Here is a 19645-nt window from a genome sequence, read left to right on the forward strand (position 1 = left end):
TGTTCGTCGGCGGTCAAGACAGGGGGCGCACCAGTATTGGTCTGTCGTCCGTCCGCGAGGCTCTCCAGACCCAGGGTGTGATACCGATTGACCAGTGAGTAGGCCGTGACCCGGCTATAGCGGGTCAGCGCCAGAATCTCGGCAAGGGGACGACGTTCTGCCAGGAGCGCAAAGAATTGCGCTCTGCGCCGCTGGACGGCACAGGTACTGGTCTCGAAGAGCTGCCAGAAGTCAGCCGCTTGATGTGCGAGGGGACGAGTGAAGAGTGCAGGTTTCATCCCTCTATTATAAACTGTTTAATCGGAATCCGTATGATACGGATTCCGATTGAATCGTTTGCAAAAACGATGGAAATCCGAGCAAAGCGAGTAGGAAGAAATACGGGTTTTGCGTATGGATCAACATCCCGGCGCTTTTCTGGGGTGTTAAAGAATTAATCGGAATCCGTATGAGGGGTTTGCCTTCCGGCTCAGCCCTCACCCCCGCGCCAGCTCCTCCTTCTCGTGATGCACTTCCTCCGACACCAGGGGCGAGGTGATTAAAGGCTTGAAGTCCCCGTCGGCCACCACTTCCCAGCGGCGTTTGCCGAGCAGGCCCGCGCCCACGCTCAGGACGGCAATGCCCAGCAGCACCAGCATGAAGGTGGGGTAGCTGCCCTGAAACGCGCCGCTGAGGGCGTGGCGAAAGGCGTTGACGCTCTGCGTGACCGGCATGAAGTTGTGGATGGCCCCGAAAAAGGACGGCGAGAGTTCCACCGGATAGCTGCCCCCCGACGCCGCGAGCTGAAGCACCAGCAGCACCAGCGCAATCAGCCGCCCCGCCGCGCCGAACAGGAAGATCAGCGCCAGCACCAGCGTCAGAAAGGTCAGGCTGGAGGCCAGCGCCGTGGCGATCACCTGCGCCGGGTGCAGGAACTCCATGCCCAGCGCATGCACACCCCACACCACCAGCAGCGCCTGAACGCAGACCAGCGCGGCGGGAACGGCGGCCTTGCGCAGCATCCGGGCAAATTGCGAGGTGCCGCGCCCGCGGCGGGGCAACTGGCTGTACGGGAAGATAAACGTGGTCAGCGTGACGCCCACCCACAGCGCCAGCGCCATGAAATACGGCGCGAACCCGGCCCCGTTGTTCTTGACGGGCGCAAAGGTCTGGGTGATGGGCAGCACGCTGGCGCTGAGGCCCGCCGGATCACCGCCGAGTTGCTCGGTATCGGCAGGAATCTCGCTGTAAAGGGTGTCCAGCCCGTCGCGCAACTTGACGGCCCCGGCATCCAGATCAGCCGCGCCGGTCTGGAGTTTGGTGGCCCCACCACTCAGGGTTTTCAAGCCGCCACTCAGTTCGCTGGACTTCTGGGCTAGAGTGGAGGCTCCAGTTTTAAGGCCCTCCAGATCGCCCTGCGCGGGCAGTTGGGTGGTGATCTGGCCCAAAGCATCCTTGATCTTGAGATTGCCGTCCACCAGCGTATTCACGCCACTTTGCAGGGAGGTTGCCCCCGCACTCAGATCAGCCGAGCCCCTCGCCGCCTCGCTGGATTTCTGGGCCAGCGTCGCGGCCCCGCTCTGAAGTTGCGCCGTGCCAGTCGTCAGTTGTGTGGCCCCGGCGCTGAGCTGCTGCGCGCCTTCCACAGCAGTAGCGGAGGCGGTGGAAGCGTCCTTCAAACCGGTGGCGAGGCTGGCCGCGCCCGTTTGCACTTTGGCCGCCGTTGCCGCCAGATCAGTTGCTCCGGTGGCGAGTTGTCCGGCGCTAGCCGCCGCTTTTGCCGCCCCATCCGCCAGTTTGGGCAGCGCATTGCTCAGGCTGTTGCTGCCCGGCTGAACCTGCGCGGCCCCGCTGTTGATCTGCGCCACGCCACCCTGGAGTTCGCCGGGCAAGAGTGCCTGATCCTTCACCGATTCATTCAGCGTTCTGGTTCCGGTGGCGAGTTCGGCAGCCCCCTGATTCAGTTGGTTGGCCCCGTCCGTGGCCTGCTGCAAGCCGCCCGACAGATCCCCCAGTCCGCCCGCGAGCTGCTTGTTCCCGGCGGCCAGTTTTCCGGCTCCAGCACTAGCTGATTTTGTACCCGCCGAAAGCTGATTCGCCCCGTCTGAAAGCTGGCTCAATCCGCTCTGAAGCTGGGGAAGTTTGGTGGCTAATTCCTTGCTGCCGCCCGCCAGTTGTGCCGCGCCTGCATTCGCCTTCTTTGCACCGTCTGAGAGCGTGGATGCCCCATCCGAAAGCTGATTCAGGCCGCCCGACAACTTGGACGCACCGCCCTGAAGCTGTGCCACGCCGCTTTTTAAGGGCGCGAGTTGGGCCTGACCAGGCGCTGCCGACTCCAACTGACGCAACCCAGTGGAGAGTTTGGCGCTGCCGTCCGTGAGCTTGCCGACACCGCTTGAAAGCGACTTCACGCCGCTCGTCAGTTGTGTGCCGCCATTCGCCGCCGTCTTCGCGCCGCTCGCCAGATCGCCCGCGCCTCCCTTCAATGCCTTCGTGCCGACTTCCAGCGTGACTGCGCCGTCCCGCAGTTTTCCGGTGGCCGTGCGAATGTCGTTGAAGCCCTTCTGCACGTCCTTGAGCGAATCGCCCACCACTTCCCACCGGTTCTCGCCCAGCGTGCGGTTCAGTTCCTCGCTGAGGGTGGTAGCAAAGGTGGACGCCACGCGGCTGGCGAAGTAGCTGCCACCCTCCGAGACATAGAACTTCAGCAGGCCGTGGCTGGAGCTGCTTCCCGCAACCGCTCTGGCACTGAAATTGGTGGGCAGCGTCAGCGAAAAATAGGCGTCACCGCGTCGCACGGCGTCCTGCGCCGCTGCCTCCGTGGGGTAGCTCAAATAGTTGAATTTGGGATTGTCGCGTAGGTCTTTGACGACTTGCGCGCCCAGCTCCACTACCTCGCCCCGGCTCTGCGTTCCCGTATCCAGATTGACCAGCGCCACCGGCAGGTTGCTCAGGTTACCGTAGGGGTCAATCACGCTACCCAGGTAAATGCCCACGTATATCATCGGCACCACGGTAATCGCAGCGGCAGACAGCCACATCATGGGATGCCGCCACAGGCTGCGCTCGGCGGGGGTCAGGATTTTGAAGTCTTGGGCCAGTCTGGTTGTGGGGGACATGGATACTCCTTGGAGAGGGAAGACACAGCTCTCCCCAAATGCCCCCAGTATCCGCTTTTACTGACACTTCGTCAAGTGACAGAACGTCAGAAAAGTGGTAGACTCGCCGCATGCCTGCCACCGTCCCGCCCACCCGCCGACTGAGTGCAGAGAACCGCCGCGAGCAGATTCTGGAAGCTGCGTCGGCGTTGTTTATTGATAAGGGTTTTGAGGCCGTGGGCATGAACGACATTGCCCGTGAACTCCAGACCTCGCGGCCCACGGTGTATGGCTATTTCACATCCACCGAGGCCATGCTGTGCGCCCTGCTGGCCGAGCGGCTGCCCGCCATGTGGGCGCGGTTGCGGCCACTGCTGCCCACGTCCGGCGAGTTCCGCGCCGACACCTTCAGCGCCCTGTTCCTGGCGCTCCTCCATGAGCGGGAATTATTGCTCCTGCTGCACAGCGGCGGCGGTCCCATCTTCCGCGAACAGCGCGGCCAACTTCTTCGGCAACTGGAAGAATGGTTAGAACCCTACCGCCGGACAGAGGCGCGGCAGCCGCAGATCCTGCAACTGATCACGCTGCTGCTAGAGGCGGCAGCCGTGGAGGCAGTGCAGGGGACGCAGAGCGGGGCAGACGCACAGGCCCAGGCGCAGGCCATTGGGCAATTTATTGCGGGCGGTGTTGCAGGTATCTCGCTGGAGATCAGGCAAACCTGACTGCAACACGACGCCTATTTCGCCCAGAACCTTCGCCTGCCGGCTCCAAAAGACCCCCCACCATTTTCGGCAGGGGGGCGTTTCGGCGAGCGGTCTTTGCTGTGTGCCTCCGGGTTCAGCCGTGAACGTCTCCGGCCTCCGGCGCGTGGCTCGCGGATGCGGCCAGCGAGGACGGGTGCGGCGTGTTGTTGCCGATGATGTTGAACAGGATGTTCAGCAGGATGGCGGCGACGGCGGCGGAGGTGATCCCGCTGTCCAGGAAGAGCCGGGCCTGTTCGGGCAGTTGCTGGTACACGGTGGGCACCGTGGAGGGAATAACGCCTAGGGCTACGCTGACCGCCACGATGATCAGGTTGCGGGTGTCGTTCATATTGACTTTCGACAGGGTCTGGACCCCGGCGGCAGCCACCGTACCAAACAGCACCAGACCCGCGCCGCCCAGTACGGGCAGGGGGATGGACGACACCAGCGCGCTCAGCTTGGGAATGAAGCCCAGCAGCATCAGGATGACGCCCGCCACCGCCACCACGAAGCGGCTCTTGATGCCGGTGAAGCGCACCAGACCGACGTTCTGAGCGAAGGCGGTGAAGGGGAAGGCGTTAAAGATGCCGCCCAGCGCGGTGGACAGGCCGTCGGCGCGCAGGCCCTTGGCGACGGTGTTGGCGTCCACGTCTTTTTCCGTGACTTCGCCGATTGCCAGGATGTCGGCGGTGGTTTCCACCATCACCACCAGCATCACCAGCAGCATGGACAGCACCGGGACCCAGTTAAAGGTGGGTGTACCGAAATAAAAGGGCGCGCTGAAGCCGAACCAGGCCGCCGTGGCCACGCCGGAGAAGTTGGCCAGACCGAAGATGGCGGCCACGATGGTCCCCAGGACCAGGCCCAGCAGCACCGCCACCCGGCTCAGAAAGCCCTTGCCGAAGCGGGTCAGCAGCAGCACGATCACCATGGTCAGCAGCGCCAGGCCCAGGTTGGCAGGAGCGCCGAAGGTGGGCAGGCTGGGAACGCCGCCGCCCGCCCAGCGAATGGCAACGGGCATCAGCGACACGCCGATCATTAAAATCACCGTTCCGGCCACCACTGGCGGGAAGAAGCGCAGCAACTTGGAGAAGTACGGTGCGAGCAGCACAGTCAGCACGCCGCCCGCGATCACCGCCCCATAAATGCCCGGCAGCCCGTAGGCCTTGCCGATGGCGATCATGGTGGCCACCGCCGCGAAGGTGGTGCCCTGCACGATGGGCAGCTTGGCCCCAAAACCTGCGAAGCCGATGGTCTGGATCAAGGTGGCCACACCGCACATGAAAAAGCTCGCGCCGATGATGCGGACCAGGGCGTCGCCTTCCAGGCCCAGCGCCGTCGACAGGATCAGCGGCACGGCCACGATGCCTGCGTACATGCTCAGGACGTGCTGCAATCCAAAGGCGATCATGTTCTGAACGGGCAAAACCTCATCGACGGGGTGAACTGTGTTGCGGGTTGGTGTGGTCGTCATGTGTCCTCCGGGCTGACCGTCTGGGCCAGTGCAGATTGCGTTTATGCGTCTAGAAGTGGCTTGCCGCGCATCGTTGCTGAAACCTGCCCCGTGCTTCCTACCGTTGCTCTACCGCTCCCCCCGGTCACCCTGCTTGGAGGCACTTCCTTAGCTGTCTAATTACCACCTAGTGTAAATCTTTTTTAAAATAGTGTCAAGGTTTGATCAGCACCACCTCATCTGCGTGCAAAGGCCCACTCAGACGGTGAAAAGAACGCAGTCTGCGGGACCTGACCCACCTTCAACCCGGTTCAAAAAGATGGTCACTGGACCAGTTACAGTAGTGAGGGACAAATGCGGGTTTCCGTGAAAGGAGGGGCGAGGGGGTCGCCAGCACGTTGAAGCGGCCAACCGTCGCGGCATATGCGTTGGCGCTTCCGTCCTTCCAGACTCGCGGGGTACGTCTGTCAAGGAGGATCGGCGCGTGGGCCTGAGTTGTCACTTGGGCGGTCCGTCCCCCTCCTTTACCGCCTCCTGCCCCTGCTACCCTCGGCGCATGCGTCTGCAAGAGTTGGCCGCCGCCCTGAACCTTCCCAGCACTGAGACATCCAGCGCCGATCTGCCTGACCCACAGGTGCGCGGCGTCACCCACAACGCTGACTGGGCCGGGCCAGGCGACATGTTCGTGGCCATTCGCGGGGCGCGGTTCGACGGCCACAGCTTTATTCAAAAGGTGCGGCTGGCCGGGGCAGTGGCTGTGCTGGGCGAGGGCTTGCCAGATGGAATGACCTCTCCCCTGCCCTACCTGCATGTGCCGGACGCGCGGGCGGCGCTGGCGGACGCGGCGGCGGCGCTGGAGCGCCACCCCAGCCGGGAACTGAGCGTGGTAGGCGTCACCGGCACCGACGGCAAGACCACCACCGCGTGGCTGACCCGCCATCTGCTGCGGGCGGCGGACTTGCAGACCGGCCTGCTCAGCACGGTGGGCTACGAATTGCCGGACGGCGAGCTGCGGCATTTTCCGGCCCACTTCACCACCCCCGAAGCGCCACAGGTCCAGCGCACCCTGCGCGAGATGGTCACGGCGGGCGCGGCGGCGGCGGTGCTGGAGGCCAGCAGCCACGCCCTGGCCCTGGAGCGGGTGCGCGGCGTGGAGTGGGCGGTGGCGGTCTGGACCCACCTGAGCCGCGAACACCTGGATTTTCACGGGACGGTGGAGAACTACTTCGCCGAGAAGCGCAAGCTGATCGAACGCGCCCGCCACGCCGTCCTGAACGCGGACGATCCGTGGACCGCGCGGCTGACCGGTCTGGCACCGCAACAAACCACGTACAGCGCCGAGGGCCATCAGGCCGACTGGACCGCGCATGACATCGAGGAGGGCGCGAACGGGCTGAGCTGGCGCGTGGCCTCGCCGCTGGGGGAATTCCAGGCGCTCCTCCCCATGATCGGGCGCTTCAACGTGGCCAATGCGCTGGCCGGGATGGCGGCGGCGGCGCAGTTGGGCGCAACGGCGGAACAACTGACGGCGGGCCTGGCCTCCTTCCGGGGCGTGCCGGGGCGCATGGAACTGCTGCCGGGCGACGGCCCTGCATCTAAAAGCCCTGCCCCGCGCGTGATCGTGGATTTCGCGCACACGCCGCCCAGTCTGGAAAAAGCCCTGAGGACCCTGCGGACCACCACGCCGGGCCGCCTGTGGGTGTTGATCGGCTCGGCGGGCGGGCCGCGCGATCCTGGTAAACGCGCGCCGCTGGGCGAGGTGGCCTCGCAGCTGGCCGATCACGCCGTCTTCACCGAGGAAGATTGCCGCGACACGCCGCTGGACGAGATCCTGCGCGAGATGGAACGCGGGGCGCGGGAGGCGGGGCGCAGAAACTTCACCACCGTTCCTGACCGTGCGGAGGCCATCGCGGACGTGATCCGGCGGGCGCAGCCGGGCGACACCGTGCTGCTGGCTGGCAAGGGGCCGGAAGACACCCTGGAACGCGCCGACGGCACCATTCCCTGGGACGAGGGAGCAGTGGCGAGGGCGGCACTGGCCGCCTGGCAGAGGGCGGCCCGCCGATGAGCGCTGGAACCGGCGGGCTGCTGGCCCACGCCAGCGAGAAGGTACGCGAACGGGCGCTGTCTCTCCAGGGCAGCGTTCAGGCCTGCACCCGCGACGGCCAGACGCTGCGCGCCCGCGTGCAGGGCAGCGAACGCGCGCCGTACCGGGTAACGGTGGACCTGGGCCGGGGCGCATGGGGGTGCAGTTGCCCCGATGACCACAACGCCATGTGCAAACACGTCTGCGCCGCCTTGCTGGTCTGGCAAGCCTCGCCCGAATCCTTTGTCGCCGCGCCGGCTGCCCGCCGCCTGCCCGGCGTCCAGGGCTGGGCCGACGCAGATGTGGAAGCCTTGCTGGAGCGGCTGCTACAACACCATCCTGCGGCGGTACGCGACTGGACGCGCGAAGTGGGCGAGAACCGCTGGGAAGAAGAGGACGACTGGTAAAGCGGCAGGCCGGTTGACGATCAGACTGGCCCTACAGCTTGTCCCCGACATGAATTGCCGCGATCCCAAAGGTGAGCAGCCGGTGGCGTGTGCGAAAGCCGGAGGCGCGCATCAGGTCCGCCAGGCGGTCAGGCGGGGGAAAGGCCAGCACACTTTCGGGCAGGTAGGTGTACGCACCCGCGTTGCCGCTGACAGCAGCGCCGATACGCGGCAGCACATGCTGGAAATAAAAGCGGAACACGCTGCCGAACAATCCGGCGCGCGGCGGCGGAAATTCCAGGATCACCGCCCGTCCGCCGGGGGCCAGCACCCGCCAGAACTCGGACAGGCCGCGCGCGTAGTCGGCGAAATTGCGGAAGCCAAAGGCGCAGGTCACGCTGTCGAAACTGCCGTCCGGGTAGGGCAGGTTCAGGGCGTCGCCCTCCTCCAGTGCGATGTCCAGATGCCGCGCTGCCGCCTTGCTCCGCCCGATCTCCAGCATCTGCGGCACGAAGTCGCTGCCCACCACCTCCGCACCCGGCGCGCGGCGTTTGAGTTCCAGCGCAAAATCTGCCGTCCCCGTCGCCACGTCCAGCACCCGCGCGGGGGCAAAGGCCAGCGCCTCGCGCGCCGCCTCGCGCCGCCAGCCCCGGTCCACGCCCAGACTCAGGACGCGGTTGAGCAGATCATAACGCGGGGCAATCGAGGCGAACATGGCCTGCACATCGCCGCCCTTGTCCTGTCTGTCGCCCACGGAGGGCTTTTTCGGTGCGGCGGTCATGGGCAAGATGATAGCCGGGCGGGGACGGGACAGGCGGGAAGGGCAACCAGAAGAATCGGTCCAGCCGCAGCAATCCCGCTGGCGTGGGCGTAAAGCCGCATAGCTCGTAAAAGCCGCTCAGATGCGGTTCGTAGTCCACATGCAGCCACTCCAGACCACCGTGTTCGCGCGCTGCCGCCGCCGCCCGCCGCACCAGCTCGGTGCCAATGCCGCGCCGCGCCCAGCCCGGGTGAACCGTGGTGTCCAGCAAAAAGGCATGAACACCGCCGTCCCACGCGACATTGACAAAGCCCACCAGCTCTGTGCCGTCAAAGGCGGTGATCCAGGTCAGCGAGTGTTCGAGGATGCGGCTCCAAGCGCTGCCGTCATCGTGGCCGCCCCACGCAGCCTGCCGGAGTTGACCTAGTGCGGACAGATCGGGCAGGTCGCGGACGCGGTAATCGATCAGACGCCCGCCACCTTCAGTTTGCGGCCCACCTTCTCATAGGCCGAGAGCGCTTGATCCAGATCGGCGCGCGTGTGCTCGGCAGTCACGATGTTGCGGATGCGGGCGCTGCCGCGCGGCACGGTGGGAAAGCCCAGGCCCACGGCGAAAACCCCTTCCTCAAACAGCAGGCGGCTGGCCTCGAAGGCGGCCTCCGGCTCCCCGAAGAGGACCGGGGTGATGGGCGTGACGCTGCCCATGGTGTCGAAGCCCAGCCTTTCAAGTTCAGCCTTGAAGTAATGCGTGTTGTCCCACAGCCGCCGCATCAGGGATGGGTCGCGCTGCACTTCCTCGATGGCGGCCACCAGACCGCCCACCACGGCCGGGGGCTGCGCGGTGGAGAACAGGTAGGGGCGGGCGCGGTTGATCAGCAGCTCGCGCAGGTCCGCGTGTCCAGCGGCGTAGCCTCCCACGCCTCCCCAGGCTTTGGACAGCGTGCCCACCTGGATCACGTCGTCAGCGTTCTCAAAGCCGAAGTGATGCACGGTGCCGCGCCCGGCCTCGCCCATCACGCCGCTGCCGTGAGCGTCGTCCACGTAGGTCACCGCGCCGTATTTGCGGGCCACCTCGATCAATTTATCCAGCGGGGCCAGATCGCCGTCCATGCTGAACACGCCGTCGGTGACCACCAGCTTCAGGCCGCCGGTCTCGTGCTCCTGCAAGAGCCGTTCCAGATCGCCCGCGTCAGCGTGCCTGTAGACCTTTTTGGTGGCCTTGGTCAGCCGCAGCCCGTCGATGATGCTGGCGTGGTTCAACTCGTCGCTGACCACCAGATCCCCCTCGCGCAGCAGCGCGCCCAGCACGCCCTGGTTGGTGGTAAAGCCGCTGTGCAGCACCAGCGCGCTGCCGGTGTGCTTGAAAGCGGCCAGTTGCGCCTCCAGCTCCTCGTGAATCCGCAGCGTTCCGGCGATGGTCCGCACGGCCCCGGCCCCCACACCCCATTCGCGCAGGTAGGCGGCGGCCCGTTCCTTGAGGCGGGCATGATCGGCGAACCCCAGATAATTGTTGCTCGCCAGGTTCACGACCTCTTTGCCGTCCACCCTCATGCGGGCGCGGTTGGCCCCGTCCAGCACACGCGGTCTGATCAGCAGTCCGCTGTCCCGCAGGCCCGAAAGTTCGGCGCTCAGACGATCTGAAAGGGAGGTGGTCATGCCCCAGAGTCTAGGCGCGTGCCCCGGTGTCTGTCCGTGAGCCAGAGACAGTCTTCAAGGGAGCGGAGCCTCAAAGCAACAGTCGTGGGGAAGCCGGTCACGTTGGGAAATCTTACGTCCCAGCACACGGCTTGCAGTAGAAGTCCTCGCTTTAATCTGGCTGGAAGGAGAAGCAGAGTAGACGCGTGGCGTGGTTTGGCACTTTCCCGCTTGTGCCGGATTTGAACGCCGTGCGCATCACGCCTGAAGTACCGACATCACCCGGCCTGGAAAGTGGAAAGAATGACCTGCGTAATCTGGAAGCGCGGGAGCGGTCCGGGTTGCCAAGGCATATCCACCCGTCTGGAAAGGGGCCGGTCTATATCAGCCTGTTCAAAGCGCCGATCCCTGACAAGACTCAATGTGAAAGTACCTTCATAAATGCAGTTTGCGAAACGGCAACATGAGAGAGCTTGCAGGCAGATGGCCCTGCCGGGACTTCGTCGTCTCGCGGGTGTGGTGATGGCGCTGCGTTGGTTGAGAAAGAGTGTATCGGCGCTTGATCCTCCATTCGTCATATCTGACCGACGTTTCAAGAAATTGCCAGATTTAAAGCCTCGGCACCAAATTATGAGCGCCATGAGAAGCGTTTCAAGAGAATGATTTGCAGACTCCTCTAATAAGATTTGGTTAAGGTAACTGTGCATGCACAACGGCGGTACTTCGGCAGCAGATTGATCCAAGGTACATTTTCCAGCGGCCAGACGCATCACTACGCCCGACATGGTTGCCCAGGAACACACGCTCAGGCCAACGACGCCTGTAACTGCAACCTGAATCGACCAAGTCATCACCCCCATCCGTCCAAGAGGAAACCCACCATGTCCCATTCCCCCCGTGCTGCTTTTTCCCTGACCGCTCTGGCCCTGACCCTGACCCTGGCCGCCTGTTCACAGCAGACCGCCGCGCCTCAACCACAGGCCGATCAGCAGGACGGCAGTCAATTCATCTACGACGGCACGGACCACTCCTGGGTTTCTGATGACAACGGACTGGCCGACTCCGGGGGCACCCTGAAACCCCAGGCAATTAATTCCGGCAACAACACGCTGAGCTATGAACCGTGGACGGCCGCCACCAACGGCTGGGGTCCCATCGAGCGCAACATGAGCAACGGCGAGAAAGGGTCCAATGACGGACGGGCACTGAGCATCGACGGCAAAAAGTACGACAGCGGCTTCGGCACCCACGCCAACTCCTCGATGACCTTTAACCTGGGCGGCCAGTGCAGCAGGTTCGTCAGCGACGTCGGCCTCGACGACGAGGTAGGCAACCAGGGCAGCGTGGTCTTCAAGGTGTACGCCGACGGAGTCAAGCTCTTCGACAGTGGCACGATGACCGGTGCGGAGGCAGCAAAGACCGTCAACGTGGACGTCTCGGGCCGCCAGGAATTGAAGCTGGTGGTGACCGACGGCGGCGACAACATCAATTACGATCACGCCGACTGGGGTGGGGCCACGCTGATGGACTGCAATGTGTCCGCCACGCCTGCGCCGCCTGTGCCGCCCAGCCCTGCGCCGCCCAGCGTCGCTCCGCCCACCGGCAATGTCCAGTACAGCGGGCCGCTGGTCATCACCAAGGGCGGCACCTACCGGGGTAACTGGCAGAGCCTGGACCCCTATGTGCCTACCGTGCGCATCTCCACCACTGAACCGGTCGTGATCGAAGGCTCGAACCTGCGCGGACGCGGCGAACTGATTCGCGGCTGGAAGGTGAACCTGACCGTCCGTAATTCCAACGGCTACGGTATGAACCCCAACATCAGTGGCCGGCCCGCCGGACGCTTCATTGCCGCCGAAGAGGTCTACAACCTCCGGGTAGAGAACAACTACATGGAAGGCACGACGGGCATTTACGTCAATCAATTCTACGGCAAGGCGTCCGGACAGACCATCAAGATCCTGCGCAACAAGGCCAAGAACATTGATGGGCGCAAGAGTGACGGCAAGGGCGGGTACAACGGTGACCGCTATTATGTCCAGTTCGCACAGATTGCCAAAGTTTATGGTGTGCCCGGCATGGAAATCGCCTGGAACGAAGTCATCAACGAGCCGGGCAAAAGCTCGCTGGAGGAGAACATCAACCTGTACTCTACCAGCGGCACGTCCAGCAGCCGGATGCAGATCCATGACAATTACATCCAGGGCGCATTCGCGGTCGACCCAAGTTCAGCCGCAAAGTACTCCGGTGGCGGCATCATGCTGGGCGACGGTCCGGTGGACGACCTGAGCAAGGCGGGCGGCTACGTCGACGTCTACAACAACCAGATCGTCAGCACCTCCAACCAGGGGATCGGCATCGCCGGGGGCCATGACCACAAGGTGTACAACAACCGCATTCTCTCGAGCGGACGCCTGCCCACCGGCGAGACCAACCAGTCCCAGAACGTCGGGATTTACGTCTGGGACGTCATGAGTGGCAAGCGCACTGGGGCATGGTTCAACAACACGGTTCACGACAACGTGATTGGCTGGACCCGCATCCGGTCTGACAACAGCACCTGGTTCAACAACACCTGGTTCGCCGACTGCTCCAGCACTTGCTACAACAACAAGTCCTGGTCCGGCGCGGTGACGCTGGATACCGAGAAGCAGGAGTACCAGCTCTGGCAGAGCAAGTTCCGCGCCGCTGGCCTGAGCGTGGGACCGAACTGAGCCTTAACTGTCGAAAAGTATCGGCTTCATCCAGGAAGTGAAGCCAAGAAGACCTGCCACGCACGGCAGGTCTTCTTTTCGTTCCCTTCCGGCTTCTCGCTGGCTTGACGGGAATCGTCTTTCATCACGAAGCGGCAAACTGGACCCTGATCTTTCACAAGGCGCGTCTCCGCATCCTAAATGAATCCGGGCCAGAGGTGAGAGACGCGAAAGATTCAATTGCGCGTCATGTCCAACGGCACCACCCATTCGTCAAATTCTGCGTCCGTGACGTCACCCAGGCTCAACGCCGCTTCCTTGAGACTGCTGCCCTCCTTGTGCGCCTTCTTGGCAATCGCGGCGGCCTTGTCGTAGCCGATGTGCTTGTTCAGGGCGGTGACCTGCATCAGGTTGATGTCCAAGTTGTGCTTGATCTTTTCCAGGTTCGGCTCAATGCCCACCGCACAGTTGTCGTTGAAGGCCAAGCAAGCGTCGCTGATCAGGCGGATGCTTTCGAGAACGGCGTGAACCATCACGGGCTTGAACACGTTGAGCTGGAAGTTGCCCTGCGATCCGGCGAAGGCCACCGTGGCGTCGTTGCCGAACACACGCGTCGCCACCATCGTCAGCGCCTCGGACTGGGTGGGGTTGACCTTACCGGGCATGATGGAGCTGCCCGGCTCGTTCTCGGGAATGGTGATCTCGCCGATGCCGTTACGCGGGCCGCTCGCCAGCCAGCGCACGTCGTTCGCCATCTTCATCAATGCCCCCGCCAGCGTCCGCAGGGCGGCAGAGGTCTGCACCAGCGCGTCGTGGGCGCTCAGGGCGGCGAACTTGTTCTCGGCGCTGCGGAAGGCGAAGCCCGTCTCGGCCCCGTACTTCTTGGCGGCCAGATCGCCAAATTTCGGGTGCGCGTTCAGGCCCGTCCCCACCGCCGTTCCCCCGATGGCGAGGTCCAGCAGCCCTTCCCCGGCGTGCCTGACCTCGGCCAGCGCGTAGTCCAGTTGTGCCACCCAGCCACCGATCTCCTGGCCCAGCGTGATCGGGGTGGCGTCTTGCAGGTGCGTGCGGCCCACCTTGACCAGACCCGCAAACTCCCCGGCCTTGGCGTGCAGGGTATCCCGCAGCTTGCCCACGTCGCCGTACAGGCGCTCGTTCAGCTCCAGCACCACGGCGATGTGCATGGCGGTGGGAAAGGTGTCGTTGCTGCTCTGGCCCCGGTTAACGTGATCGTTGGGATGCACGGGTGCCTTGCTGCCCATCTGGCCGCCCGCGATTTCGATGGCCCGGTTGCTGATGACCTCGTTGGAGTTCATGTTGCTCTGGGTGCCCGATCCGGTCTGAAAGACCACCAGCGGAAAGTGATCGTCCAGCTTCCCGGCAATCACCTCGTCGGCGGCCTGCACGATCAGGTCCGCAACATCCTGCGGCAGCTCGCCCAGCTCCGCGTTGGCCTGCGCCGCGCCCTTTTTCAGAATGCCCAGCGCGCGGATCACGGGGCGGCCCCACACGAAGGTGTCGCGGCCAATCGGGAAGTTGTGGATGCTGCGCTCGGTCTGCGCGCCCCAGTAGCGGTCGGCGGCCACATCCAGCGTGCCCATCGTGTCGGATTCCTTGCGGGTAGGAGTCATGTGGGGCAGTTTAGCGGGGTAGGGGCCGGAGGATCAGGCCCAGCCAGGCTTTACAGATCGCAGCGGCTGAGAGTGCGGGGCCAGTTCAGACTTAGGCCGCTGACGTTCCGGGGACCAACTTGCAAAGCCTCTCGCTGTCCCCAACCGATTTTGAGCTGTCCCAATGGCTTCTCCTGAAAACCCGTCGGCACCACCCAAGACCGTGCTGCAATCGCGCTAACCCCCTTGAGCTGGGCGGCGCTCACCCCAATCATGCAGCGGGCCAGCACACCACGCGCCACAGCGGTCACGGCCTGTTTCTGAAGTGTTGTGGCCTGCGGCGTATCGATCCACAACAGCACTGAATTGACACGTCCAGCCCCGTTGCCCGCCCCCAGAGATCCTAGAACTTCAGTGGTACTGGAGCCAACGCGGATTCGCAGCCAATGGGTGGCCCCCGCAGAAAATGGCGGCGTGAACTCGCGCACGTCGCTGACGCCTGGAATCCGTTTCAAAATCTCCATGCGTGTGGAAGGCTGAAGCGGCTCTGCGCCTCCAGCCAGCGCCCCCGCACACAGGGCCAGGCCAAGAAGACAGAAGGTTTTCATGCCTTCAGCCACTGCTCCAGCCAGCCCAGGTACTCCTCCAGCCGCTTAATCCGCCGGTCCGGGCGGCCCGCGCGCGACAGTTCGTGGTTTTCCTCCGGGAAGCGCACGAAACGCGTCGGGACGCCGTGCAGGGTCAGGGCGGCATACCACTGCTCGGCCTGCTCGATGGGGCAGCGGTGGTCCAGCACGCTATGCACGATCAGGGTGGGCGTCTTCACGTCCTCCACGTATTGCAGCGGGCTGAGGTCCCAGAGCCTGAGCGCGTCGGCGCGGCGGTGGAAGTTCAGGCCCAGCTCGTCGTCCCAGAAGCGCATTCCGATATCGGAGGTGCCGCCAAACGACAGCAGATTGCAGATGCTGCGGTCCGTGATGGCGGCCTGAAAACGCGTCGTGTGGCCGGTGATCCAGTTGGTCATGAAACCGCCGTAACTGCCGCCCATCACGGCGCTGCGTGTTCCGTCCAGACGCGGATACGCCTCCAGGCAGCGGTCAAAGAAGTTCAGCAGATCGTCCATGTCGGGGGCGCCCCAGCGCGCGTGGATGTCGTCTACCCACGCCTGACCGTAACCGGCGCTGCCGCGCGGATTGCTGTAGCACACGCCAGAGCCGCGCGCCGCAAACAGTTGGAACTCGTGCATAAAGGCGTGGCCGTAGTCGGTGTGCGGGCCGCCGTGGATGCTCAGCAGGGCGGGGACTTTTTCCTGGCCCCCGGGCAGCAGCGCCCAGCCCTCGCCCTCGCCGAGTTCATTCTGGAAGGTCACGCGCTCGGGGGTGCGGGCGGGAAAGGGCAGACGGTCATGCAGCTTCGTCACCTGAACGCCGTTCAATTCCACTTCGGGAAAGCGGTCTGCCCGTTCGCGGATCAGGGCCACGCCGCCGCCAGCCGCCGTGAAAGAGGGAATGACGGCCTGCGGATCGTGGTCCTGCGGGGTGACCTCGCCGCCTAGCGTGACGCGGAACAGGCCGCAACTGCCGCGCACGGTGCTGGAAAACAGCAGGGTCTGCTCGTCCAGCCAGACCGGCTGCTCGGGCAGCGCCCCGACATGGCAATCGCCGCCCACCAGGTTGCCCACGCCGTAATCGTGGCGCTCGTCCAGCCGCCGCCACGAGCCGTCGGCAGCCACCAGGAACAGGTGGCTGTTCTCCGGGCTGCCCTTGCCCTCGGGGCGGCCTACCAGGGCAAAGCGCTGTCCGTCCGGGTGGGGAATCAGCGTGCCGATGGCCGAGTTCCAGCGGCTGAGCTGTGCGGGCGGGCCGTCCAGTGGCAGGCGGTAGACCTCCTGCTGCCAGTGAACCGCCTTCAGCTCATCGGCGCTGGACACAAACAGCACGCCCTCTGAATCCGGCTGCCAGGCGTAGCCCGTGACCTCGATCTCGGGCGCGAGCCATTCGGTCAATTCGTCTTTCTGCACGTCGTAGCGCCACAGCCGAGCCGGGCGTTCGGGCAGCCAGTCGCGCCCGTTAAAGCGGTAGCGGGGGCGGGTGATCACGCGGGCCTCGCCGCGCTCGTCGCGTTGGTCCTCATCGTCGCCCGGGCTGAAAAAGGCCAGGTAGCGCCCGTCGGGGCTGTATTGCAGGTCCTGCACGGCTCCTTTAAAGGTAGTAACGCGCCGCGCCTCGCCCCCGCCCAGCGGCAGCAGATGGACCTGCCCCTTTCGTCCGTTGCCGTCGCGCACGAAGGCCAGGGTCTGCCCGTCCGGTGACCAGCGCGGCGCGGTGTCGCGGCCCTCGCCGGTGGTGAGCTGCCGCGCCCCCGTTCCGTCATGATCTGTGCCGTCACCCAGCCACAGGTGGGACTTGTAGCGCGGTCTGGCAAAGTCCCGGTCGGGCTTCTGGAGGTCTTCCTCCTCCACGCGGGCCAGCACGAAGGCGACGCGACGCCCATCCGGGCTGACCTGCGGATCGGAGGGAAAGGCCAGGGCCAGCAGGCTGCCAGGACCGGGGACTGGATGGCCAGGATTCGGGTTGGACATGCGCCCCACAATAGCCCGTCTTACAAGCGGCCCAGCAGACCATCATGATGAATTGGTAAAGACCAATTGCAGAATAATTCCTGATGGTCAGATCGGCGTCAGTTAGTCTAGACGAACCTGCTTCACCGGCTTCAATCTGGTCCGTCTGCTTTCGGCTCTGCCGCGCTCCCTACAAGACGTGGCGGGGCCACCGGCGCTCTCAAGTTCAGCCCTGCCGGTGCGGACGGTGTCCCTCTGGCCCCATCGCCTTCACCCCCTTTCCCATCCCCTGGAGGTCTGCCATGCAAGAACTCTCGTGTACCTGGGTCCCCGGCACCACCAACATCGTTCGACTGAAAATCAGCGGCGAGACCAGCGCCGGGCGCAACGCCGCGCGCACCATCGAAGTGACCAGCAGCAGCCTGAGCCGCATCTTCGGCAAGGAGGCGGTCAACGAGCTGTATCTGAAGGGCCGCGCCAGGGTCAAGGCCGATCCGCAGCAGATCGCCCTGCTGACCTGAAGCGATAGCCCTCTCACTGGACCTCTGACCCGACCGGGCCGGAGGTCTTTTTGCTGGACCGGATTTGCTGCAACCATTTGCCGGATCATCCTGCCGTGCCGCTTTGGTGGGAGGGGGATTTTTTGCGCCCGCCTGGGCCGGAGTAGCATGGAGTCATGTCATCCCCATCCGATCAACCCGACCTGAAGGCCATGCTCAGCGACCTGCGAACCCTAGTGGACATCGAGTCGCCGTCTACCGATCTGGCCGCAATCTGCCGCGTCATGGACGTGGTGGAACACTGGGCGCGCGAGCTGGGCGCGGAGACGCACGCGCTGCCCGGCGGCACCCGGCTGCTCAACTTCGGGACCGCCGGTCAAGTCAATGCTGCCGACGGGCAGCCGATCCTGGTGCTGGCCCACGCCGATACCGTGTGGCCGCACGGCACCCTGGAAAAGATGCCCTGGCGTCAGGACGGCGACCGCCTGTACGGCCCCGGCACCTACGACATGAAGGCCGGAATTGTGGGGCTGTTCCACGCGCTGCGTGCCCTGGATCACCAGTGGCCCAGGGGCGGCGTGCAGGTGCTGCTCTCGCCGGACGAGGAAACCGGCAGCGCCAGCAGCCGCGCGCACATTGAGGCCGCCGCTGGCGTCGCCCGCGCCGTGCTGGTGGTGGAACCCCCGGTGGCCGACAGCCACAACCTCAAGACCGGGCGCAAGGGCACCGGCCACTTCTCCCTGCACTTTCAGGGCGTCGCCAGCCACGCCGGAAACAAGCCGGAGGAGGGGGCCAGCGCCATTACCGCCGCCGCCAGGGCCGTGCTGGAGGTGCAGACCCTGGCCCGCCCGGAGTTGGGCACCACCCTGAGTGTCGGATTGATCCGGGGCGGCAGCGCCGTCAACGTGATTCCCGCCGAGTGCCTGCTGGACATCGATCTGCGCGTGTCCACGCTGGCCGAGGCCGAACGCGTCACGGCAGCCGTGCAGGCCATGACCCCGGACGATCCGCGCGTGAAACTGACCATCCTGGGCGGGCTGAACCGGCCTCCCTTCGAGCAGGGCGGCGGCAGTCTGGGGCTGTTCGAGCGGGCGCAGGCTGCCGCGCAGGAGCTGGGCTTCACGCTGGGCCACGAGTTCGTGGGCGGCGGCAGCGACGGCAACTTCACCGCGCCGCTCTCGCCCACCCTGGACGGCCTGGGCGCACCCGGCGACGGCGCGCACGCCACCCACGAGCACATCCGGCTGGACCGCTGGCCCGATCATGTGCGGCTGCTGGAGCGGCTGCTCAGGGAAATCTGAGACGGCCCGAACCTGCCCGACGTTCCCGCCCCACCCCCACCCGGAGGCCCCATGTTCAACCTGTTCCGCAAACCGCCCGCCAATCCCAACGTCAAGCAGGACGACGCCCAGACCTTCCGCGTGCGCGTTCGCACCGCCCGCAACAGCGAGATCGTCGAGTTCCGCTTTACCAAGGGCGCGCACATCGGCATCGATGACGACGGCAATTACGTGTTCCGCAAGCCGGTGATCTCATCGCAGCACCTGGACCGGGGCGAGCTGGTAGTGCAGTTCAACAGGCGTTATCAGGTGCTGTCTACCACTGGCGACGGCGTGGAATTCGTGCCGGTCAGCGAGTGGGAGGACTGACGCCTTGACCCCGCCGCCTGATGCCGACACCCACCCACTGGACGTTCTGCGCGCCGAGGCCCGGACCACCAGCATTGCAACAGCCCGCCGGGAACTCAGTGGGCTGAGCGCCGAATATTTTGCCGTGCTGTTCTCGCCTGGCTGGGGCGCGGGGGCTGAGCACACCCTGCGCGGCAACATCGGCATGGAGCGCAAGTTTGGGATGGAGATGCGGATCGGGCTGGGCGACGACTGGGACAGGCTCCCGTTCCGGCAGACCGTCCCGCTGGCCGGGATGGCCCTGCCCGAGCTGCTGGCCGAAGCCCGTGCGGGCCGCGAACACCTGCTGCTCGTGCTCGATGAGCTGCTGCGGGCCGCACAGACGCGTGAAGTCCGGGCGTGGTGCTACGGCCAGGAGGTGCCGCCCGAACTCTACATTCTGGCCCTGCGCCGTCGCCTGCGCGCTCTGGGCGGGCGTGTGGCTGAGGAACGGCCCTGCGGCTGATGGGCCTCC

Annotated in this window: 18 protein-coding genes; 9 read left to right on the top strand and 9 right to left on the bottom strand. The window is 64.9% G+C overall.

Translation table 11 applies throughout. From position 1 onward, the window contains the following. Both Q322_RS23760 and Q322_RS0120095 read right to left on the bottom strand, forming a co-directional pair. Positions 1 to 278, bottom strand: a 278-nt coding sequence (locus Q322_RS23760; protein WP_162176651.1) for a helix-turn-helix domain-containing protein, incomplete at its 3' end; no start/stop codon positions are given. A 198-nt stretch (positions 279 to 476) separates the two neighbouring features. Then, positions 477 to 3098 (bottom strand): YhgE/Pip domain-containing protein, encoded by a 2622-nt coding sequence (locus tag Q322_RS0120095; RefSeq protein ID WP_029479606.1) that lies wholly within the window; start codon positions 3096 to 3098, stop codon positions 477 to 479. Positions 3099 to 3208: 110 nt separating this feature from the next. Between Q322_RS0120095 and Q322_RS0120100 the strand changes: the two genes are divergently transcribed. Continuing rightward, a complete protein-coding gene (locus tag Q322_RS0120100; protein ID WP_029479607.1) occupies positions 3209 to 3799 on the top strand; it encodes a TetR/AcrR family transcriptional regulator in 591 nt (196 codons plus the stop codon). Between the two features lie 115 nt (positions 3800 to 3914). Here the strand turns inward: Q322_RS0120100 and Q322_RS0120105 are convergent, their stop codons facing one another. Further along, positions 3915 to 5294: a nucleobase:cation symporter-2 family protein gene (locus Q322_RS0120105; RefSeq protein WP_029479608.1), complete on the bottom strand. Its 1380-nt coding sequence runs from the start codon at positions 5292 to 5294 to the stop codon at positions 3915 to 3917. A gap of 535 nt (positions 5295 to 5829) precedes the next feature. On the opposite strand from Q322_RS0120105, the gene Q322_RS0120110 reads away from it, so the two are divergent. Next, positions 5830 to 7341, top strand: coding sequence for a UDP-N-acetylmuramoyl-L-alanyl-D-glutamate--2,6-diaminopimelate ligase (locus Q322_RS0120110; protein ID WP_029479609.1), 1512 nt, complete (start codon positions 5830 to 5832; stop codon positions 7339 to 7341). Next, a complete protein-coding gene (locus tag Q322_RS22060; RefSeq protein ID WP_051668821.1) occupies positions 7338 to 7766 on the top strand; it encodes an SWIM zinc finger family protein in 429 nt (142 codons plus the stop codon). Before Q322_RS0120110 ends, Q322_RS22060 begins: the two co-directional genes overlap by 4 nt. 31 nt (positions 7767 to 7797) lie before the next feature. Here Q322_RS22060 and ubiE read toward each other — a convergent pair whose 3' ends face one another. From ubiE to Q322_RS0120130, 3 genes are read right to left on the bottom strand one after another with little or no spacing between them, the layout of a single operon-like run. Beyond that, positions 7798 to 8526 carry a bifunctional demethylmenaquinone methyltransferase/2-methoxy-6-polyprenyl-1,4-benzoquinol methylase UbiE gene (gene ubiE, locus Q322_RS0120120; protein WP_029479611.1) on the bottom strand — a complete coding sequence of 243 codons (729 nt, stop codon included), beginning with the start codon at positions 8524 to 8526 and terminating at the stop codon, positions 7798 to 7800. Then, a complete protein-coding gene (locus Q322_RS22910; protein WP_211248952.1) occupies positions 8432 to 8974 on the bottom strand; it encodes a GNAT family N-acetyltransferase in 543 nt (180 codons plus the stop codon). The genes ubiE and Q322_RS22910 overlap by 95 nt, the downstream gene beginning before the upstream one ends. Then, a complete protein-coding gene (locus tag Q322_RS0120130) occupies positions 8971 to 10161 on the bottom strand; it encodes a BioF/Kbl family PLP-dependent acyltransferase (RefSeq protein ID WP_029479613.1) in 1191 nt (396 codons plus the stop codon). Before Q322_RS0120130 ends, Q322_RS22910 begins: the two co-directional genes overlap by 4 nt. 185 nt (positions 10162 to 10346) lie before the next feature. Here Q322_RS0120130 and Q322_RS23765 point away from each other — a divergent pair, with 185 nt between their 5' ends. Together Q322_RS23765 and Q322_RS0120135 are read left to right on the top strand one after the other, a co-directional pair. Further along, complete coding sequence (locus tag Q322_RS23765; RefSeq protein WP_156953206.1) at positions 10347 to 10607, top strand: hypothetical protein; 261 nt, start codon at positions 10347 to 10349, stop codon at positions 10605 to 10607. A gap of 414 nt (positions 10608 to 11021) precedes the next feature. Continuing rightward, positions 11022 to 12854: an NPCBM/NEW2 domain-containing protein gene (locus Q322_RS0120135; protein ID WP_029479614.1), complete on the top strand. Its 1833-nt coding sequence runs from the start codon at positions 11022 to 11024 to the stop codon at positions 12852 to 12854. Positions 12855 to 13069: 215 nt separating this feature from the next. Here the strand turns inward: Q322_RS0120135 and fumC are convergent, their stop codons facing one another. From fumC to Q322_RS0120150, 3 genes are all read right to left on the bottom strand, one after another. Next, positions 13070 to 14464 carry a class II fumarate hydratase gene (gene fumC, locus Q322_RS0120140; RefSeq protein ID WP_029479615.1) on the bottom strand — a complete coding sequence of 465 codons (1395 nt, stop codon included), beginning with the start codon at positions 14462 to 14464 and terminating at the stop codon, positions 13070 to 13072. Between the two features lie 50 nt (positions 14465 to 14514). After that, positions 14515 to 14958, bottom strand: coding sequence for a hypothetical protein (locus Q322_RS0120145; protein WP_156953207.1), 444 nt, complete (start codon positions 14956 to 14958; stop codon positions 14515 to 14517). A gap of 89 nt (positions 14959 to 15047) precedes the next feature. Beyond that, the gene (locus Q322_RS0120150) at positions 15048 to 17024 is read right to left on the bottom strand and encodes a S9 family peptidase (RefSeq protein WP_029479617.1); all 1977 of its coding nucleotides are present in this window, start codon (positions 17022 to 17024) and stop codon (positions 15048 to 15050) included. A gap of 281 nt (positions 17025 to 17305) precedes the next feature. On the opposite strand from Q322_RS0120150, the gene Q322_RS0120155 reads away from it, so the two are divergent. The 4 genes from Q322_RS0120155 to Q322_RS0120170 all read left to right on the top strand — a co-directional run bounded on the left by Q322_RS0120155 (position 17306) and on the right by Q322_RS0120170 (position 19636). Next, positions 17306 to 17524, top strand: a complete 219-nt coding sequence (locus tag Q322_RS0120155; protein ID WP_029479618.1) for a hypothetical protein — start codon at positions 17306 to 17308, stop codon at positions 17522 to 17524. A gap of 155 nt (positions 17525 to 17679) precedes the next feature. Next, complete coding sequence (locus tag Q322_RS0120160; protein ID WP_029479619.1) at positions 17680 to 18804, top strand: M20 family metallopeptidase; 1125 nt, start codon at positions 17680 to 17682, stop codon at positions 18802 to 18804. Positions 18805 to 18855: 51 nt separating this feature from the next. Next, complete coding sequence (locus tag Q322_RS0120165; protein ID WP_029479620.1) at positions 18856 to 19152, top strand: hypothetical protein; 297 nt, start codon at positions 18856 to 18858, stop codon at positions 19150 to 19152. A gap of 4 nt (positions 19153 to 19156) precedes the next feature. Then, the gene (locus Q322_RS0120170; protein WP_029479621.1) at positions 19157 to 19636 is read left to right on the top strand and encodes a hypothetical protein; all 480 of its coding nucleotides are present in this window, start codon (positions 19157 to 19159) and stop codon (positions 19634 to 19636) included. Positions 19637 to 19645: the final 9 nt, after the last annotated feature.

The sequence above is a fragment of the Deinococcus frigens DSM 12807 genome, from assembly GCF_000701425.1.
In the GTDB taxonomy this organism is placed as follows: domain Bacteria; phylum Deinococcota; class Deinococci; order Deinococcales; family Deinococcaceae; genus Deinococcus; species Deinococcus frigens.

Coding starts and splice junctions, on each gene's coding strand:
- Q322_RS0120130 (WP_029479613.1), bottom strand. CDS start 10,161: ATGACCACCTCCCTTTCAGATCGTCTGAGCGCCGAACTTTCGGGCCTG.
- ubiE (WP_029479611.1), bottom strand. CDS start 8,526: ATGACCGCCGCACCGAAAAAGCCCTCCGTGGGCGACAGACAGGACAAG.
- Q322_RS0120155 (WP_029479618.1), top strand. CDS start 17,306: ATGCAAGAACTCTCGTGTACCTGGGTCCCCGGCACCACCAACATCGTT.
- Q322_RS0120160 (WP_029479619.1), top strand. CDS start 17,680: ATGTCATCCCCATCCGATCAACCCGACCTGAAGGCCATGCTCAGCGAC.
- Q322_RS0120150 (WP_029479617.1), bottom strand. CDS start 17,024: ATGTCCAACCCGAATCCTGGCCATCCAGTCCCCGGTCCTGGCAGCCTG.
- Q322_RS0120110 (WP_029479609.1), top strand. CDS start 5,830: ATGCGTCTGCAAGAGTTGGCCGCCGCCCTGAACCTTCCCAGCACTGAG.
- Q322_RS22060 (WP_051668821.1), top strand. CDS start 7,338: ATGAGCGCTGGAACCGGCGGGCTGCTGGCCCACGCCAGCGAGAAGGTA.
- fumC (WP_029479615.1), bottom strand. CDS start 14,464: ATGACTCCTACCCGCAAGGAATCCGACACGATGGGCACGCTGGATGTG.
- Q322_RS0120165 (WP_029479620.1), top strand. CDS start 18,856: ATGTTCAACCTGTTCCGCAAACCGCCCGCCAATCCCAACGTCAAGCAG.
- Q322_RS0120105 (WP_029479608.1), bottom strand. CDS start 5,294: ATGACGACCACACCAACCCGCAACACAGTTCACCCCGTCGATGAGGTT.
- Q322_RS0120095 (WP_029479606.1), bottom strand. CDS start 3,098: ATGTCCCCCACAACCAGACTGGCCCAAGACTTCAAAATCCTGACCCCC.
- Q322_RS0120100 (WP_029479607.1), top strand. CDS start 3,209: ATGCCTGCCACCGTCCCGCCCACCCGCCGACTGAGTGCAGAGAACCGC.
- Q322_RS0120135 (WP_029479614.1), top strand. CDS start 11,022: ATGTCCCATTCCCCCCGTGCTGCTTTTTCCCTGACCGCTCTGGCCCTG.